Origin of the sequence: Vibrio sp. CCB-PB317 (assembly GCF_022808245.1) — a bacterium.
Classification (GTDB): domain Bacteria; phylum Pseudomonadota; class Gammaproteobacteria; order Enterobacterales; family Vibrionaceae; genus Vibrio; species Vibrio diabolicus.
The window spans coordinates 67,143-82,522 of record NZ_JALGNU010000001.1 but is presented as its reverse complement, the minus strand read 5'-3'; the positions used below and the strand labels follow the sequence as shown (position 1 = coordinate 82,522).

The window sequence follows — 15,380 nt, the reverse complement described above, 5'->3', positions numbered from 1 at the left end:
ACTTTTCCTGACACCATAACGGAACTCAAAAAGTAATGTCGTTAACCACGTATGAAATGGCTCGTATTCTAGAGCAAATGGAAGATTCACCAGAAAAGGTGATGTTTGGCAAGTTGCTTAATGAGCTGGGTAATCAAAGCTCCGAGCGTATTCGTAGTGCGGCTAAACAAGTACCTCTGCCAATTTTGCGTGATATCGTGTACCAATTCCAGCAAGTGATTGAGTCGCGCAAAGGTGAACAAGTTGAGCTGTTGGCAAAAGATCTTGCTCAACAGGGCATCTCAGCTGATGAGCTTCTTGCTTACTTAAATAAACAATAAAAAGTCCCCGCCACTGCGGGGATTTTTTTATCGCGTCAACTTGTTCTTTATAACATGGTCAATAGAGATAACTCCCGGTCCCCATACGATGACCACTAAAATCATGAATCCCCACAATTGATGGTCATAGAACCCTTTTTCCCACAATACCGGGTAAGAGATGACCGCTATGATATTAAACACAAATAGAATCGCAGCCATCGGGCGGGTTATTAATCCCAACGCTAAAAATACTGGCAGAATCAACTCGGCAGCCGTTCCCATGTAGGCCGCTAACTCCCAAGGCAAAAGTGGTACTTGGTATTCCAATTCGAATAGATACAGCGTGCTATCCCAAGAAGAAACTTTGATTAACCCTGAATTGAAGAACACCCATGCAACCCATAAGCGACAAAAGAGAAGTAGTAAAGGGACAAAGCCAGCTTGTAAGGTATTGATCAAGTCGTCGTACCGATTGACTAAGTTTTTAACCGTATTCGTCATAGAGTGCTCCTTAGATTGATTTCAATGTAAAGCCGTCAACGAGATCGAGTGCCATGATGCCATTAAGGTGAACGAGCAAAGCTTCGGGTATTTCGCTCAAACTCTGCTTCTGCTCTAAACATTGCAGCAGTTGAAAAACATCGGTATCGAGTGCGTGACATTGAGCTTCTCCATTAGCTTGAATCGAGATGACACCTCGCTGTAATTGATTGATATTGAGCTGTTCAAACTCTTGGTGTTGAATCGCATGAAAGAGATCAAATACGGCGTAGTTTGAGTCAAAGCTGCGGCTGCCAGTGCGCAAATGAAACACCAAATGAGGTTGTTGTTCTTCCGTCACTTGGGCAAGTGCAGATAAAGGGATTCGATTTGGTTTTTCGACTTTCTCATTCTGTATTTGTCGAGCTAAGTCCATATGCCATTCAAACCTTGCGACTTCAGGAGTGTACGGGGCTTGGGTCATGACCTGACTAAACTGCATAATCGTATCTTGAAAGCCAGCACCATAATGTACGACATTACCTTCTGCTAAGGGGTGAGAAAGAACGTGTTGGCGAGCAATTTGATCGAAGCACTCTTTTCCAACTAAGGCTTCAACCATTGGGTAGGTCGCTGCCAATACCTCACTCAAGCTGATGATAAAGTTATTGCGGTAAATCTGTATGCGTTCATCTGCGGTAAACTTGTCACTCACAATGTCGCATTCTTCACCGAGCGCTTGATAATGTAGGGCTTTAGCAAATTGACTCTGCAAGGTCGCAAGATTCATGACGCTTTCCTTTTGCTCTTTTGGTCAATCAAATGGTTTTTCTGCAATAGTGAGGATGCTTTTTCTGCTTCGCCAAGGAGGATTTCTGGTGCTGGAATATCCAAATCCCATTCAATCAGCGTATGACGATGGCCATGTTTTTGCGTCCAACTGGCGAACAGCTGCCATACTTCATCACTGACGGTCCGGCTGTGAGTATCAATCCAAATCTCACCTTTATCCAACGGCTTAATAGTAAAACCTGCCAAATGAATCTCGTCGACTTTGTCGGCTGGAATCGCATCTAGGTATGTGTCGCAATCAAAACCGTGATTGAAGGCGGAAACATATACGTTATTTAAGTCGAGTAATAAACGACAGTCGGTGCGCTTTTGCACTTCGGTAAGAAAGTCCCATTCACTGATGGTTGAATGGTGAAACTTCACATAACTAGATGGGTTCTCAATTAAGATTTCACGTTGTAGATATTCTTGCACTTCAAGCACGTTACGAGTGAAGACTTGCAGCGCTTCTTCCGTGTAAGGCAAGGGAAGTAGATCATTGAAGTAGTGACCACCATTTTCACTCCAACTTAAATGGTCAGAAACGAAGAGCGGGTCAACTGTATTTATCAATGCTTTTAGTTGCGCTAAATGTTTCGGATTCACACGTTCCACCGAACCCAGCGACAAACCAATACCGTGGCAACTAATTTGGTAGTGCTCGCGTAATGCTTGCAGTTGATGGCGCTCTACTGAGTTGGGCTGAAAGTAGTTCTCGCTGTGGATTTCTAGCCACGACAGCTCAGGTTTGTGTTGGCTAAAATAATCGAGATGAGGGGAACGTAATCCGACGCCAGCAAGAGGATGGAAAGAGTGATGTTTCACGTGAAACTCCTTTTCTGATTGGCGAGTAACTGGGGGCGTTGGTTAAAGTGCAACGCGCCCCACAGAAACTTGTGATGTTGAGTTATGAGCCGCTGGTGCTACCGCCAGCCAATTTGTCACACAATCCTTTAGGAACGACAACAAAAGCATCTTTTTGGTTGTCTTCTTTAGAGGTGCCCGCGCAAGAGCTGTTTTTCGTTGCGCAGTCATTTTTACCGGCTTTCGCCACGCCATAACACTTTTCTTTTTCTGCTGCGACAGCAGGGGCTGCGGTGAGCATGGTGCCACCAAGAGCAAGAAGGCCAGTAACAGCAGCAGTAACAGCAAGATTCGATTTTTTCATCATAATTTCCTCTGAGTGATTTCCTTTTACTTTCATTCGGCAAGTCGATTCGCCGTTTGGCGTACAACCTTTATCCACTTGCTTAAATTAAAAGATAGAGATGAGGCAGAAAAACTTTCATAAAAATAACTCTCGCGAATGGTTTTGGGGTGATTACCTTCGTTAACTCTTTGAATGAAAGATTAAAAAAACAACGAATTTTTTATCAAGTTTTGTCTAAACAGCACCCAGCTGTTTAGGTTATAATCGGTTTTTATGTATAAATAACCAGTAGCTCATCATGATGGATCCATCTCTATTACTCGACGGTCTAAACGATAAACAGCGTGAAGCCGTTGCAGCTCCTCTAGAAAACTTACTTGTCCTTGCTGGTGCAGGGAGTGGTAAGACTCGCGTTCTTGTTCACCGTATCGCTTGGCTTATGTCAGTCGAGCAAGCTTCTCCTTTCTCGATCATGTCGGTCACCTTCACCAATAAAGCGGCAGCAGAAATGCGTGGTCGTATTGAAGAGTTGATGATGGGCAGTGCATCTGGCATGTGGAATGGGACTTTCCACGGTATCTGTCACCGCATTTTGCGTGCACACTATCTTGATGCCAAGCTACCGGAAGATTTCCAAATCATAGACAGCGATGATCAGCAGCGCTTGTTAAAGCGTTTGATCAAAGCGCAAAACTTGGATGAAAAGCAGTGGCCTGCACGCCAAGTTTCATGGTGGATTAATGGTAAGAAGGACGAAGGATTACGCCCATCGCATATCGACGCTTATCACGATCCAGTGACCAAAACTTATTTGCAGCTGTATACCGCTTACCAAGAAGCGTGTGATCGTGCTGGCTTAGTGGACTTTGCGGAAATTTTGCTGCGCGCGCATGAGCTACTGCGTGACAACAAGTTTGTGCGTGAACACTACCAAGCACGCTTTAAGCATATCTTGGTTGACGAATTCCAAGACACCAACAACATTCAATACGCTTGGCTACGCATGATGGCTGGCCCAGATTGTCACGTGATGATTGTAGGTGACGACGACCAGTCAATTTATGGTTGGCGCGGTGCAAAAGTCGAGAACATTGAGAAGTTCACGCTGGAGTTTCCGAGCGTGAACACCATCCGTCTCGAACAAAACTATCGTTCGACGAAGACGATTCTTGAAGCGTCCAATACCTTGATTGCGAACAACACTGAACGCATGGGTAAAGAGCTGTGGACGGATGGCAATGTGGGAGAGCCGATCTCGGTTTACAGCGCTTATAACGAACTTGATGAAGCGCGCTTTGCGGTCAATAAAATCAAAGAGTGGCAAGAGAATGGCGGCGCATTGAATGATGCTGCGATGCTGTATCGTAACAACGCGCAATCTCGTGTTTTGGAAGAAGCATTAATTCAGGCAGGCTTACCGTACCGTATTTACGGAGGCATGCGATTCTTCGAGCGTCAAGAAATCAGAGATGCGTTGAGCTACTTGCGTTTGATGGCGAATCGCAACGATGATGCCGCGTTTGAACGTGTCGTGAATACCCCAACACGTGGTCTGGGCGATAAGACGCTAGAGACTATCCGTCGTGCAGCTCGTGATAGAGGGTGCACTATGTGGGAAGCCAGTCTGGCAATGCTCGATGAGCAAGTATTACCGGGTCGAGCAGCTGGTGCGTTAAGTCGTTTTGTCGAATTAATCACCGCGCTGGAAGACGATACACTAGAAATGCCATTGCACGAGCAAACGGACCACGTGATCAAGTACTCGGGTTTGTTTGCGATGTATGAGCAAGAGAAGGGCGAAAAGTCTAAAGCTCGCATAGAAAACTTGGAGGAGCTGGTTACCGCCACTCGCCAATTCGAAAAACCAGAAGAAGCGGAAGAAATGTCTCTGCTGACGGCATTTTTAACACATGCGGCTCTAGAAGCGGGCGAAGGTCAGGCGGACGAATTTGAAGATGCAGTCCAACTGATGACGCTTCACAGTGCGAAAGGTTTGGAATTCCCATTGGTATTCATGGTCGGTGTGGAAGAAGGTATGTTCCCAAGCCAGATGTCCGCTGAAGAGGCAGGGCGTTTGGAAGAAGAGCGCCGTCTGTGTTATGTGGGTATGACGCGCGCGATGCAAAAGCTCTACATTACTTACGCGGAAATGCGTCGCCTATATGGCCAGGATAAATACCACAAACCATCACGCTTTATTCGTGAATTACCAGAAACGTGTTTGGATGAAGTGCGTATGAAGGCGCAAGTGAGTCGCCCTTCAAGTAGTGGACGTTTTAGCCAAACCGCAGTAAAAGAAAACTTCAATGAGACTGGTTTTTCACTAGGTTCTCGTGTGATGCATCCGAAATTTGGAGAAGGAACGATCATCAACTTTGAGGGCAGTGGCCCACAAAGCCGAGTGCAGATTGCTTTCAATGGTGAAGGCATTAAATGGTTAGTCACCGCTTACGCGAGACTGGAGAAGCTGTAGGGCTTTGTGAAAAAATGAACATAAGAGCTGCTTCGGTGGCTCTTTCTGTTTTGGCTGTTTGGAATCAACAAAATGCTGAAAGATAGGGAGCTAAATGACGCTATTCGAAAAGGCTCTTGGTCTAAATCGCTTATCTTTAGACAAAGAAAAACCCCGAGGGCTTACGCCCGTCGGGGTTATAGTCTTACTCGCAGCAATCCAGCTACTAAAAGTGCTCCATGCATCAAATCCTTGATAGCGTGCTGCATTCCTTCAGCTTAATCCTTTCGTCGCCTTCCTAGCGGTGTCCTTGACCTTATCCTGGTCTGCTAACCATCCTCGTTAGCTCTCATCACTTGTTCCCTGAGCGGTGTCCATGACATCATCCTGATGTTCAGTCCTTTCCTCGTCCAGAGGTGTCCATTTCCCGTCCTTAGTAGCAACCGTCCTAGTTGCTATTGATTCCGTTCAATGTCCAGTTTTGCAATCCATGCCCGACTATTCATCCTGAATACCCGTTTCTTCTTCCTGAAGTTCACCAAATCCGTGGTGTTTCCTGTTCCGTGTCAGCATCCTTCCGACAAGGTTCATATTACGCTCTTCACGATTCTCAACAATGGTCGAAGCCCACATTTTCCTCAATCAAAAGCGTTTGAAAAATAAACATATTTATATTATTCAATGCCTTATGGTTATTTGTGGGCTGTTTTACCATTAAAAAAGAGAGGTTTGCTCCACTCCTTGTGAGAGATCTCGCACAAGGAGTCGAGCAAAACAGGCCTATTTTCCGATTGCTGCTCCTTCTCGACGAGGATCTGCGGCACCTTCTAGTCCATCTTTTGTTATGCGTATCGCATGCAGTCCAGAATTCAAATCACGAACATTGGTTTTAAAGCCCATCTTCTCCAGCTCTGGCTGTAAGCCTTCTGCAGCGGTACCTTGCTCAATATCTAAGGTGCCAAAACGGTCGAGTAATCGTGGTTGATTGATAGCTTGTTGGATATTCATATCCCATTGCGTGTGGGCAATGATGGTTTGCGCCACGTAACCGATGATTCGACTGCCCCCCGGAGAACCTATCGCCATGTAAGGTTTGTTATCTTTCATCATAATGGTCGGGGCCATTGAAGATCGTGGACGCTTGCCTGGTTCTATGCGGTTGGCGATTGGGATTCCGTCGTTATGAGTACGGAAAGAAAAATCGGTCAGTTCATTATTGAGCAAGAAGCCACGCACCATTAAGCGCGAGCCAAACGCATTCTCAATGGTGGTCGTCATTGAAACCACATTGCCTTGCTTATCGACGATATTGAAATGGCTGGTGGAAGGGAGTTCAATGGACTCGTCCATGCTTAAGTTTATTGCGTGCGACCACGGAGGATTGCCCGCTTCAACTTTGCTTAGTGCTTTGCCGACTTGGATCAGCTCTGCTCGCTGCTGGAGGTAGCTTTTATCAAGCAAGCCTTGCGTTGGCATCGGCACGTAATCTTGGTCTGCCATGTATTTACCACGGTCAGCAAACGCTAGACGCGATGCATCGGCGAGTACTTGCCAAGATTTAATGCTGTTAGCACCCCAGCCTTTGAGATCGTACTGTTCAGTGATCGCCAAAATCTGACCAATGGTGAGCGCGCCAGAGCTTGGTGGTCCCATGCCGCAAATGTCATAGCTTTGGTATGCTGCACAAACTGGCTCACGTTGTCTGATTTGGTAGGTATCAAAGTCGGGTTGGGCTAATACGCCGGGGTTACCCGGCGCGTTTTGTACCGTCTTGATAATGTCTCTGGCGATATCCCCGTGGTAGAAGGCTTGAGCACCTTGCTTAGCAATAGCACTTAGTGTTTGTGCGTATTCAGGGTTTTTTAATAGCGTACCTTCGGTTTTTGGCGAGCCATCCGAGTTAAAGAAATAGGCTATTGTGACTGGAAAGCGTGATAAACGCTCGGCGTCTTTTTCTATCAAGCTTGCTAGGCGAGGACTGACTTTGAATCCTTGCTCAGCAAGCGAGATAACAGGTTGAATGATCTTTTTCCATTCCAGCTTGCCGTATTTCTGGTGGGTATCCCACAATAGTTTCACGGTGCCTGGTGTTGCGACAGAGCGTCCACCAACCACGGCATCGTAGAATTGCAATGGCTGACCGTTCTCATCTAAAAATAGCTTTGGCGTTACGGCGAGGGGGGCGGTTTCACGCCCGTCGTAAGTGGTCAGTTTTTGCTTTTCGCTATCCCAATACACTAAGAACGCACCGCCACCAATACCTGATGACTGGGGCTCAACTAAGCCAAGCATCAATTGCACCGCGACCATGGCATCTATCGCATTCCCGCCTTGCTCAAGTACGTCTGCACCCGCTTGGGTCGCCAGTGGGTTAGCAGCGGTAACCATATAATCTTTAGCTTTGACCAGCTGCTTTTGCTCAATGCCAGTGCTGTGCTCTGGTGCGACCGAATCTGCAGCTTGGTTAGCGAAGGCTTGTCCAGTGAAGGTGAAAGGGGAAGTAAGAAAAAGACCCGAGAGTACGAGTCGGTTAAATGTCCATTGCATGATGACTCTCCATGTTGCCAACTAAGGTCATTCAGCTTGGCAGCCACGGAGATAGTCGTCGAGTTTCCTATTAAAGAAATGTCGAGTGTGCGACGCTTTTAAATCAGAGAGTTATCGAGAAATGAGCGGAAGGTTTGCACTAAAATACTGCTGCCAACTAGGGTAAATACCACACCACATAAACCATCTATATAAATACCGGCTTGCTGTAATCTTGTTTGCAAGCGCTGCGTTGACAGCATCCATGCAAGGCTAGAAAACCAGAGTAGCGACAAACCAAACAAAATCACCAGAGCAATTCCTTTTCCTGTCACCGACATGCCCACTGGGACAAGGCTCGACATTAAACTCACAAAAAATACTAAGGCTTTGGGGTTGAGAATATTAGTTGCGAACCCCTTGGTAAACGCCTGACGTTTATTACCGATCACAAGGTTACTGTTTTTGCTTGGCTGATCAGAAAGTGGGTTTTTGATCGTCGCGATCACGCCGCGCAGTGCACCGATACCCAAATACAACAGATAGCTGCCCCCAAGCAATTGTAAGACGGAGTAGAGCAGAGGATGCTGGTGAACTAAATAGCTCACACCCGTTATGCTGAATAAAGAATGCAGCAAAATACCGACTGATAAGCCAAGCGCAATGTATAAGCCAGTTTGACGGCCATGACGGGTGGCATTTTGTACCACAAGCGCAAAATCCGGACCTGGGCTCATTAAGGCAATGAAGTGGATACTGGCAAGCGTTAAAAGGATAGTCGATTCATTCATAACACATCTCAAAACATAGTGGATATGAGCTATTGTCGTGATTCTTATTCGGTAGTGCTTGTAAAAAACTAGCAGTACTGAATACCACCGCGTATGAGATATTAGCGTGCCACTTGTGAAGGCGAGACGCCATAGGTTTGTTTAAACGCTTTACTAAAGTGGGCCTGATCATAAAAGCCCACTTGATAGGCGACGTCCGTACCACACCATCCTGCTTGGAGTAGTTTCATTCCTTGCTCTAATCGCAAGCGAGCAAACCAAGCGTAGGGAGTCATCCCCGTTTGCGCTTTGAAATGGCGTTGAAACTGCGTGGGGCTCAGTTGGCAGAGCTCTGATAGTGCATCTAAACGAACTGTTTGGTCGAGATTCGCCATTAAGTAATCTTTTAAGGTATGCAAAGACTGTTTTCCAAGCGGAACCACTTTTTGCCTCGCGAGTGATCCGTAGCGATCAAAAAGTTGATTAAATCCTTCAAAAGGAAGGCAATCTTTGGTGAGTTGGCTGAGGTTCTCGCGGCGAAGAAGAGCATGCAAGTTACTGAGTTGTGAAAATATCTGTGGATCGGAGATGATCAATTCATTAAAGCGGATTATTTGACCATTTTGACTAAGATCGGCAAGATCGCTGAGTAGGTGCGGCTCGATCGCAAATACATTCACTTCATAGCCACTTTCGAGCTTAGAGTGCCCGTCGTGCAGTTCATCTGGCGGCATAATTACGATTTGCCCATGACCCACTTGATGGCTACAGCCTTGATATTGGAACTTTTGCGTGCCATGCGTGATCAGACCGAGGTGAAAGTCCAGATGATAGTGCCTTTGGAAGGCAAACTTCTGGTATTTCGCCTCGATCAGGCTCAGCTGATCATGGTCGGTTGCGTAGTATTGAATCTGTTCCATTACATACAAAAAAGCTTGGTCACATTATGACCAAGCTTATCTGGCAATTTCTAACTTGTCTTGTAAAAAACGATCACTGTGGCTGAACGATTCGGCGTGAGCGACGGTTGTTGCGCAGTCCATCAAAGCTAAATACGACTAGCGCTCCCCAAATAAAGGCAAAGGTAATCGCTTTATCCATGGTAAAGGGTTCGCCATACATCAGTACTGCCAGTAAGAACATCAAGCTTGGGCCGATGTACTGGAAAAAGCCCAACGTTGATAATTTGAGTCTTGTTGCTGCACCCGTAAAACAAAGCAGGGGCAGTGTGGTAATCACACCTGCTGCAATCAACAAGCTATTTAATGCTAACGGGTTAGTGAGCATATTCGACGTTGGGGTTTCTGCAATAAACAGCAGATACACGGCGGCGACAGGCAGAAGGAGTAATGTTTCGATAAACAATCCTGTTTTTGCATCGACACTGACTTTCTTCCTTAAGAGGCCATAGAAGCCGAAACTCATTGCTAACGCCATCGCAACAACGGGCACGGAGCCGAATACAATCAATTGGACCAGTACACCACAGCCCGCTAATACGACAGCAAGCCATTGCAACTTACGAAGTCGCTCTCCCAAAAAGACCATGCCGAGCAAGACATTGATTAATGGGTTAATGTAATAGCCTAAGCTCGCGTCAAGCATATGATTGGAATTGACCGCCCAGATGAAAATCAGCCAGTTTCCGCCAATTAATACAGAACTTGCGATCAGGTAAGCGATCTTCGTTTTGTCTTTCGCGATGTAGTAAACCGAGCGCCAGTGACGGCCAAAGTGAAGGAGTGCGGCAAGCAAAAAGAAAGACCAAATCACCCGGTGGCTCAGAATCTCCAAAGGGGATACTTGTGCGATGGATTTAAAATACATCGGCGCAATGCCCCACATGGTATAGGCACCAATCGCCAGCAAGATACCTTGCCGAGCGCGTTGTTGTTCGTCTTCTGGTGTCATGAGGTGTCACCTAATTGTGTGTTTATAGAGCAGAAAATCAGTATACGAGTCGTGATGCGAAACACCTAGCAATTTGCGGTTTTATTCACCACGAAACCCCATTACAATGTGCCCTCACTTTGTGTGCCTGGGCATGCAAAAGCATTTCTACGATCACTCAATCTGAGATTATTCATGACCTCAACCTTGCTAGCCGAACAATCAGATACGCCTGTAACGCCTCAACGTGTGTTGGAGGAAGTCTTCGGTTACCAGACGTTTCGTGATGGTCAGCAAGAAGTTATTGAAGCCGCTATCGAAGGCAAAGACAGCTTAGTCATCATGCCGACGGGTGGCGGTAAATCTCTCTGTTACCAAATTCCGGCGTTAGTGCGCTCAGGGATTACCTTGGTGATTTCACCGCTGATTTCATTGATGAAAGACCAAGTTGATCAACTGAAAGCCAATGGTGTAGCAGCGGAGTGTGTGAACTCGACCATGAATCGAGAAGAGCTACTGAGTGTGTATAATCGCATGCACTCTGGTCAGCTTAAGCTAGTGTATGTCTCGCCAGAGCGCGTGTTAATGCGTGACTTTATTGAGCGTTTAGAAAACTTATCCTTATCTATGATCGCCGTGGATGAAGCACATTGTATCTCTCAGTGGGGACATGATTTTCGCCCAGAATACGCGGCGTTAGGTCAGTTAAAGCAACACTTTTCGCATGTGCCCTTTATGGCACTCACTGCCACTGCCGATGATGCGACGCGTCGTGATATTCTAGAACGCTTACGCTTACATGAGCCTCAGGTGTATCTAGGAAGCTTTGATCGTCCCAACATTCGTTACACCTTGGTAGAAAAGCACAAACCGGTTTCTCAAATCATTCGCTATCTAGCCACCCAAAAGGGAAGCTGCGGCATTATTTATTGCGGCAGTCGTAAGAAAGTTGAAATGGTGACCGAGAAGTTATGCAACAACCATATCCGCGCTGCTGGTTATCATGCAGGGATGGATACTGAAGAGCGAGCTTACGTTCAGGAAGCTTTTCAACGTGATGACATTCAAATCGTCGTTGCGACGGTTGCATTCGGCATGGGTATCAATAAGCCAAACGTGCGCTTTGTTGTGCATTTTGATATTCCACGTAACATCGAGTCCTATTATCAGGAAACTGGTCGAGCAGGGCGAGATGGCCTGCCTGCCGAGGCGATGATGTTGTATGACCCAGCCGACATCAGTTGGTTGCGTCGTATGTTGGATGAAAAAGATGATGGACCGCAGAAGCAGGTAGAAAGCCACAAACTCAATGCGATGAGTGCTTTTGCGGAAGCGCAAACCTGTCGTCGTCAGGTACTGCTCAACTATTTTGGAGAGTATCGCGAAAAGCCGTGTGGTAACTGTGATATCTGCCTGGACCCACCAAAACACTTTGATGCGACCGAAGAAGCGCGTAAAGCGTTGTCGTGTGTTTACCGCGTTAACCAAAGTTTTGGTATGACGTATGTGGTTGAGGTGCTGCGTGGGATGCAAAACATTCGTGTGCGCGAACACGGCCACGATAAAATTTCGACTTACGGCATTGGTCGTGATCACAGCCATGATTACTGGGTGAGCATCTTCCGCCAGTTAATTCATAAAGGGCTGCTATTTCAAAACATCACTCGTAACTCGACGTTGCAATTAACCGAAGAAGCACGCCCATTACTACGTGGTGATGTGTCTTTAGAACTTGCAGTTCCACGTTTAGATACCGCTGCACGTGCCGCGAAGTCGGATAAACTGACCAGCAAAAACTACGATAAGAAGTTGTTTGCCAAACTACGTAAGCTACGTAAGTCGATCGCCGATGAAGATGGTTTACCACCATATGTGGTATTCAGTGATGCGACCTTGATTGATATGGCAGAAATGCTGCCAACGTCATACGGCGAAATGTTAGCGGTTAGTGGCGTTGGTCAACGTAAACTAGAAAAATACGCCGATCCATTCTTGGATCTGATCCAAGAACACATTACTCACCACGGATAAGGAATCCATATGCACAAGGAATTTGGTCTCGCTGATTACATTGTTGAAGAAGGGCGTCTTATTATTACCGCTCCAAGCTTCGACCTCGATACTTTTCCGGCATTGGGTGAGCATTTGGTAGGATTGTTATCTGCGTCAGTGGTAGAAAAACAGTGGGATGCGGATATTCACTCTTGGTTGATCGATTTTGAAGGCTGCCGCTTATTTATGAAAGCGGAGCACTACAGCGAAGCGATTTGGTTTGAAGCGCTAACAATAGAAGAGAGTAGGGAAGAGCTCGACTATTTAGCCGGATTGTTCCAACGCGGCTTCTAAATTCAAGTTATCTATTCTTTAAAGGGTGTTTCACATGAAACACCCTTTCTTATTTTTGCATCAAAGCCCTTGGTTTTGACGTGATGTTCGCGATGAAACGTTTGCGTATAAAACACCGCTTGTGAGTAAAATTGGTTAATGTATAATCGCCCACCGCTTTACTCTGAATGAGTTAAGTTAGTTTAATCGTCATTTTTTACATTGTTGGTAAGAGTGCTTTTCTCTGTAGAAAACGCTCGATTTGGGTTCCCTCGCCCCCAAACCAAACTAAAAAGGTATCGCATGAGTAACTTTACCCCTGCGCAGCAGCGCAACGCCCTTATCTATCTGGTTTTATTTCATCTAGTCATTATTGCATCCAGCAATTACCTAGTTCAGCTACCGTTTACTATCTTTGGCTTACATACCACCTGGGGGGCATTCACCTTCCCATTTATTTTCCTTGCGACGGATTTAACCGTACGTATTTTCGGTGCTCAGTTGGCGCGTAAGATCATTTTCTTAGTAATGTTGCCTGCTTTGGCTGTCTCTTACTTCTTATCGGTGGTGTTCTTCGAGGGGCAGTTCCAAGGTTTTGGTCACTTAGGGGAATTTAACTTATTCGTTGCTCGTATCGCGATTGCTAGCTTCATGGCGTATCTACTTGGTCAGATTATGGATGTGCACGTGTTCAACCGCCTACGCCAAATGAAACAGTGGTGGGTGGCCCCAACATGTTCAACGCTTTTTGGTAATGCACTGGATACCATCGCCTTCTTCGCGATTGCGTTCTACCAAAGTCCAGATCCATTTATGGCGGAGCATTGGACGGAAATCGCGCTGGTGGACTACGGCTTTAAGTTAGTGATTAGTCTTGGTCTGTTTGTGCCTATGTACGGCGTACTACTGAATTACTTAATTAAGAAGCTAACGGCAGTGAACCCTAACTTTAAAGTTACGACGACGGCATAGTTTTCATCAGTTAATAGCAACAAAGCCGCTTTTGATAGCGGCTTTGTTGTTTCTAAAGCAAATGTACAGCGAAATGAGTATTTAGATCATCGGTGTCTCAAAACTCTATGAGTTGTACATAGGATAATAACGGGTATTAAAAAGGCTCCAGAAGGAGCCTTTGTCATGGGATAACAACCATTAATCAGAGGTAATCGTTAATGGCCAACCGATATCAGTTTGACGGTTGGATTCGATTTCTAGCTCAGCGGCGGTCAACGGGTTGGCCGCTAGCCACTGTGCATCAATGTTTAAGGTTAGGTTGTCACCTTCAGCCGTTAATACGACGTTTGGCTCTAAGTTTTGGTTGCGACGGTGAGTCAACAACACCGCTAAGCGCAACAACCGCAGTACGCGCTTGGCACTTGAGCCTGATAACGCGTGTTGCTCAGGCAGTGAGGTGAGTTGTTCTCGATAACGACGGGCAATCTCACCAATAAAGAACTTCTGCGCGCGAGTGTAGCCAGGTAAATCCAAATTCTGGAGTAGGTAAGCACTGTGCTCACCGCCTTTTTTGAAATCGATCGTTAAGCCGATTTCATGCAGCTTTGCGGCGGTTTCAAGCAATATCTTGCCTTGAGGTTCCGTAATCCACTCATCGCCACCGGCTTGCTCCAACAGTTTGCTTGCCAGTGTCGCAACTTGTTCACCGTATTGGTGATCGAGCTGATAACGATTTTGTACGCTGGCAATTGTGCGAGCACGGATGTCTTCTTGACGTAGCTCTTCAACCATCTCGTAGACTAAGCCTTCACGTAGTGCGCCGCCCGCTAGTGTCATCGCGTCGATTTCCAGTAATTCAAAAACGGCAATCAAAATAGATAGGCCGCTAGGGAACACTAATGCACGCTCAAGCGTTAAGCCTTCAATGTCGAGCTCTTCTAAATGATCGGCTAACATGGCTTGCTTCTGCAGGCGTTTCAATTTGGAGTGAGTGATTACTTCGTCCATACCTTGCGCTAGCATTATCTCTTGCAATGCCTGAACGGTGCCTGATGCGCCAACGCACACATCCCAACCGATTTCTGTATAGCGCTCTAGAATTGGCTGGATTGTCTGCTTCGCGCCTTCAATTGCTGCGTCAAAGTTACGCGCATTCAACTGGCGATCTTTAAAGAAGTTTTCCAGCCAAGTCACACAACCCATTTTTAAACTGGTCAGTGCTTTGGCTTCGAAACCTTCACCGATGATGAGTTCTGTACTTGCGCCACCGATATCGACAACAAGACGGCGACCGCTGCCTCCAGAAGTGTGTGCGACACCTTTATAGATAGTGGCCGCTTCTTCTTCACCGGAGATAACGTCGATTGGTTGACCAAGAATCTGGTTCGCTTTCTCCAGAAACACATCTACATTCGTGGCGGTACGTAAAGTGGCTGTGCCGACAATACGAATGTTTTGTTTAGGAATATCCTGCAAGCGTTCCGCAAATAGACTTAAGCAGTCCCATCCTCGCTGCATAGCTTCCATACTAAGAGAATTATGTTCATCTAGGCCCGCGGCTAGACGAACCTTGCGCTTAATTTTAGCCATTGTTTGAACGCTGCCATCGATATGACGCACAACGAGCATGTGAAAACTGTTCGACCCGAGGTCGATGGCGGCGTATAGCGGCGATGATCCTGCTTGACTCATAAACGAAC

General features: G+C 46.4%; 14 protein-coding genes. 5 read left to right on the top strand and 9 right to left on the bottom strand.

All coding sequences use genetic code 11. The features are described 5' to 3' along the window. Positions 1 to 35 precede the first annotated feature (35 nt). Positions 36 to 320 (top strand): hypothetical protein, encoded by a 285-nt coding sequence (locus MTR11_RS00405; protein ID WP_005397034.1) that lies wholly within the window; start codon positions 36 to 38, stop codon positions 318 to 320. Positions 321 to 347: 27 nt separating this feature from the next. On the opposite strand, the gene MTR11_RS00400 is transcribed toward MTR11_RS00405, so the two are convergent. From MTR11_RS00400 to MTR11_RS00385, 4 genes are all read right to left on the bottom strand, one after another. Further along, on the bottom strand, positions 348 to 803 hold the full coding sequence (locus MTR11_RS00400) for a DoxX family protein (RefSeq protein ID WP_012841278.1): 456 nt from the start codon (positions 801 to 803) through the stop codon (positions 348 to 350). 10 nt (positions 804 to 813) lie between these two features. Beyond that, positions 814 to 1,572: a DNA-binding domain-containing protein gene (locus MTR11_RS00395; RefSeq protein WP_243326865.1), complete on the bottom strand. Its 759-nt coding sequence runs from the start codon at positions 1,570 to 1,572 to the stop codon at positions 814 to 816. Beyond that, a complete protein-coding gene (locus MTR11_RS00390; RefSeq protein WP_237309980.1) occupies positions 1,569 to 2,438 on the bottom strand; it encodes a DUF692 domain-containing protein in 870 nt (289 codons plus the stop codon). Before MTR11_RS00390 ends, MTR11_RS00395 begins: the two co-directional genes overlap by 4 nt. An 82-nt stretch (positions 2,439 to 2,520) precedes the next feature. After that, a complete protein-coding gene (locus tag MTR11_RS00385) occupies positions 2,521 to 2,781 on the bottom strand; it encodes a DUF2282 domain-containing protein (protein WP_031780600.1) in 261 nt (86 codons plus the stop codon). Positions 2,782 to 3,061: 280 nt separating this feature from the next. Here MTR11_RS00385 and uvrD point away from each other — a divergent pair, with 280 nt between their 5' ends. Beyond that, entirely contained in the window at positions 3,062 to 5,236 is a 2,175-nt protein-coding gene (uvrD, locus tag MTR11_RS00380; protein WP_046874565.1) for a DNA helicase II, read from the top strand. Between the two features lie 759 nt (positions 5,237 to 5,995). Here uvrD and ggt read toward each other — a convergent pair. From ggt to rarD, 4 genes are all read right to left on the bottom strand, one after another. Next, entirely contained in the window at positions 5,996 to 7,762 is a 1,767-nt protein-coding gene (gene ggt, locus MTR11_RS00375; protein ID WP_243326864.1) for a gamma-glutamyltransferase, read from the bottom strand. Between the two features lie 98 nt (positions 7,763 to 7,860). Then, positions 7,861 to 8,532, bottom strand: a complete 672-nt coding sequence (locus MTR11_RS00370; protein ID WP_005397021.1) for a LysE family translocator — start codon at positions 8,530 to 8,532, stop codon at positions 7,861 to 7,863. A gap of 101 nt (positions 8,533 to 8,633) precedes the next feature. Further along, positions 8,634 to 9,431 (bottom strand): AraC family transcriptional regulator, encoded by a 798-nt coding sequence (locus tag MTR11_RS00365; RefSeq protein ID WP_006743074.1) that lies wholly within the window; start codon positions 9,429 to 9,431, stop codon positions 8,634 to 8,636. 73 nt (positions 9,432 to 9,504) lie between these two features. Further along, a complete protein-coding gene (gene rarD / locus MTR11_RS00360) occupies positions 9,505 to 10,422 on the bottom strand; it encodes an EamA family transporter RarD (protein ID WP_243326863.1) in 918 nt (305 codons plus the stop codon). A 174-nt stretch (positions 10,423 to 10,596) separates the two neighbouring features. On the opposite strand from rarD, the gene recQ reads away from it, so the two are divergent. The 3 genes from recQ (at position 10,597) to MTR11_RS00345 (ending at position 13,698) form a co-directional block, all read left to right on the top strand. Continuing rightward, positions 10,597 to 12,432: an ATP-dependent DNA helicase RecQ gene (gene recQ / locus MTR11_RS00355; protein ID WP_243326862.1), complete on the top strand. Its 1,836-nt coding sequence runs from the start codon at positions 10,597 to 10,599 to the stop codon at positions 12,430 to 12,432. A 9-nt stretch (positions 12,433 to 12,441) separates the two neighbouring features. Then, the gene (locus MTR11_RS00350) at positions 12,442 to 12,747 is read left to right on the top strand and encodes a DUF3630 family protein (RefSeq protein WP_104969960.1); all 306 of its coding nucleotides are present in this window, start codon (positions 12,442 to 12,444) and stop codon (positions 12,745 to 12,747) included. A 282-nt stretch (positions 12,748 to 13,029) separates the two neighbouring features. Beyond that, entirely contained in the window at positions 13,030 to 13,698 is a 669-nt protein-coding gene (locus MTR11_RS00345) for a 7-cyano-7-deazaguanine/7-aminomethyl-7-deazaguanine transporter (protein WP_005397008.1), read from the top strand. Positions 13,699 to 13,878: 180 nt separating this feature from the next. On the opposite strand, the gene gppA is transcribed toward MTR11_RS00345, so the two are convergent. After that, positions 13,879 to 15,372 (bottom strand): guanosine-5'-triphosphate,3'-diphosphate diphosphatase, encoded by a 1,494-nt coding sequence (gene gppA / locus MTR11_RS00340; protein WP_046874560.1) that lies wholly within the window; start codon positions 15,370 to 15,372, stop codon positions 13,879 to 13,881. Between the last annotated feature and the right edge of the window lie 8 nt (positions 15,373 to 15,380).

Excerpts from the sequence above, each read along its gene's own strand:
- MTR11_RS00405 (WP_005397034.1), top strand. The coding sequence starts at position 36 with ATGTCGTTAACCACGTATGAAATGGCTCGTATTCTAGAGCAAATGGAA.
- MTR11_RS00400 (WP_012841278.1), bottom strand. The coding sequence starts at position 803 with ATGACGAATACGGTTAAAAACTTAGTCAATCGGTACGACGACTTGATC.
- MTR11_RS00395 (WP_243326865.1), bottom strand. The coding sequence starts at position 1,572 with ATGAATCTTGCGACCTTGCAGAGTCAATTTGCTAAAGCCCTACATTAT.
- MTR11_RS00385 (WP_031780600.1), bottom strand. The coding sequence starts at position 2,781 with ATGAAAAAATCGAATCTTGCTGTTACTGCTGCTGTTACTGGCCTTCTT.
- uvrD (WP_046874565.1), top strand. The coding sequence starts at position 3,062 with ATGATGGATCCATCTCTATTACTCGACGGTCTAAACGATAAACAGCGT.
- ggt (WP_243326864.1), bottom strand. The coding sequence starts at position 7,762 with ATGCAATGGACATTTAACCGACTCGTACTCTCGGGTCTTTTTCTTACT.
- MTR11_RS00370 (WP_005397021.1), bottom strand. The coding sequence starts at position 8,532 with ATGAATGAATCGACTATCCTTTTAACGCTTGCCAGTATCCACTTCATT.
- MTR11_RS00365 (WP_006743074.1), bottom strand. The coding sequence starts at position 9,431 with ATGGAACAGATTCAATACTACGCAACCGACCATGATCAGCTGAGCCTG.
- rarD (WP_243326863.1), bottom strand. The coding sequence starts at position 10,422 with ATGACACCAGAAGACGAACAACAACGCGCTCGGCAAGGTATCTTGCTG.
- recQ (WP_243326862.1), top strand. The coding sequence starts at position 10,597 with ATGACCTCAACCTTGCTAGCCGAACAATCAGATACGCCTGTAACGCCT.
- MTR11_RS00350 (WP_104969960.1), top strand. The coding sequence starts at position 12,442 with ATGCACAAGGAATTTGGTCTCGCTGATTACATTGTTGAAGAAGGGCGT.
- MTR11_RS00345 (WP_005397008.1), top strand. The coding sequence starts at position 13,030 with ATGAGTAACTTTACCCCTGCGCAGCAGCGCAACGCCCTTATCTATCTG.
- gppA (WP_046874560.1), bottom strand. The coding sequence starts at position 15,372 with ATGAGTCAAGCAGGATCATCGCCGCTATACGCCGCCATCGACCTCGGG.